Genomic DNA, 2,478 nt, shown 5'->3' on the forward strand with positions numbered 1-2,478 from the left:
CGCCTACCCGCTGCCGACCGACCCCGCCGACTGCCCGCTGCCGGTACCCATCGGCCGTCCGATCGCCAACTGCCAGGTTTATGTGCTGGATTCGGTCCTGCGGCCGGTCGCTCCGGGAGTGACGGGCGAGCTGTACCTGGCCGGGACGGCGCTGGCCCGCGGCTACCTGAACCGACCCGGGCTCACAGCTGCTCGGTTCGTGGCAAATCCGTACGGCCCGGCGGGCTCCCGGATGTACCGCACGGGTGACCTGGTCCGCTGGCGCGCCGACGGCGAGCTGGAGTTCGCCGGCCGGGTGGACCACCAGGTAAAGGTCCGCGGCTTCCGGATCGAGCCGGGCGAGATCGAGGCGGAGCTGACCGCTCATCCCGGCGTGACCCAGGTCGCCGTCCTCGCCCGCGAGGACCAGCCAGGAAACTGCCGCATCGTCGCGTACGTGGTGCCGTCGGCCGAGCGCGGCGCCACCACAGCAGCACTGGCGGCATACCTGCACGAGCGCCTGCCCGACTACCTGGTGCCATCCGCGTTCGTACTGCTGGACGCGCTGCCACTGACCCCGAACGGGAAACTGGACCGCGCGGCACTACCCGCACCCGAGCCGGGCACCGCTGGGAGCAGCCGCGCGCCACGCACCCCACAGGAGCAGATCCTGTGCGAGCTGTTCGCCGAAGTGCTCGGCCAACCACAGATCGGCGTCAACGACGACTTCTTCAACCTGGGCGGACACTCCCTACTCGCCACCCGACTGCTCTCGCGGGTCCGGGCAACCCTCGGCGTCGAACTGGAACTGCGCAGCCTGTTCCGCACACCCACCCCCGCCGCGCTCGCAGCCGGACTGCACGACGCCAGCACCGCACGACAGGCCCTGCTGCCCCAACCCCGCCGCGAGCCCATGCCGCTGTCGTTCGCACAACGCCGCCTATGGTTCCTCCAGCAACTCGGGACACCCAGCGCCACCTACCACATGCCGCTCGCCCTGCGGCTATCCGGCAACCTCCACCAGGGCGCGCTGAGCGCCGCCCTCGCCGACGTGGTCGCCCGCCACGAGACCCTGCGCACAGTCTTCCCACACACCGCCGGCGTTCCGCACCAGCGGGTGCTGGACACCGCCGAGGCCGCCATCGAGCTGACCGTCCGCCACGCCGGCGAGGCGGAGCTCCCGGCACTGCTGCGCGAGGCGACGGCGCGCGGATTCGACCTGGAGACCCAAGTACCCCTCAGGGCCGAGCTGTTCACGCTCGCCCCGGACGAGCACGTACTGCTGGTCGTCATGCACCACATCGCCGGCGACGGCTGGTCCATGGGCCCGCTGGCCCGCGACCTCGCCACCGCCTACGCCACCCGGCAGCGCGGTGAGGCGCCCGACTGGACGCCGCTACCAGTGAACTACGGCGACTACACGCTGTGGCAGCACGAGATCCTCGGCGACGAGCACGACGCCAACAGCACGTTCGCCCGCCAGGTCGCCTACTGGACCGAGACGCTGGCCGGACTGCCCGACCAGCTCCAGCTCCCGGCCGACCGGCCCCGTCCAGCCGCCATGTCCTACCGCGGCGACCTACTGGATATCCGAATGGACGCCGAACTACACACGGCGCTGGTCAAGTTGGCACGGCGTTCCGGCACCAGTCTGTTCATGGTGCTACAGGCCGGCCTGGCGGCGTTGTACACGCGGTTGGGTGCGGGGACGGACATCGCGATCGGTAGTCCGATCGCGGGCCGGACCGACGAGGCACTGGACGATCTGGTCGGCTTCTTCGTCAACACGCTGGTGCTGCGGACGGACACGAGCGGTGATCCGAGTTTCGCTGAGTTGCTGGACCGGGTGCGGGAGACGGCGCTGTCCGCCTTCGCGCACCAGGACGTGCCGTTCGAGCACCTGGTGGAGGTGCTGAACCCCTCCCGGTCGCTGTCGTACCACCCGCTCTTCCAGACCATGCTGGCCCTGCAGAACGCGCCGACCGGAGACTTCGAGCTGCCCGGCCTCACGGTCGCCGGAATGGCTGTGCCCACCGGGACTTCTCGGCTCGACCTCACCTTCAGTTTGGCGGAGAACCGCGGGCCCGACGGTACGCCGGCCGGCCTGAGCGGTGTGATCGAGTACAGCACCGACCTGTTCGACCGCAGGACCGTCGAGAGCCTTCTCAGCCGGTGGATCCGGCTGCTGGCCGCGGTCGCGGTCGCTCCCGAACGGCCGATCGGCCTGGTCGACGTGCTGGCGGAGGAGGAGCGCCGCGACCTGGTGGACGGGTTCAACGACACCTCGGTGGCGGTGGGCGAATACCACCTCCCCGCCATGTTCGCCGCCCGGGTGGCGGCGACTCCGGATGCTGTTGCCCTGGTCGGTGCTGGTAAGGAGTTGACGTATCGTCAGTTGAATGCCCGGGCGAATCGGTTCGCGCATGCGCTGGTCGCTCGAGGTGTGGCTCCTGAGCAGGTCGTGGCGGTGGCGTTGCCGCGGTCGGTGGAGTCGGTGGT

The 2,478-nt window shown here is 70.1% G+C and carries 1 protein-coding gene; it reads left to right on the forward strand.

Annotated elements, in window-relative coordinates; genetic code table 11:
* The coding region (locus tag ACWDAK_RS40990; RefSeq protein ID WP_427396330.1) for a condensation domain-containing protein at positions 1-2,478 on the forward strand (2,478 nt) is incomplete at both ends.

Source organism: Kitasatospora sp. NPDC001175 (genome assembly GCF_053598215.1).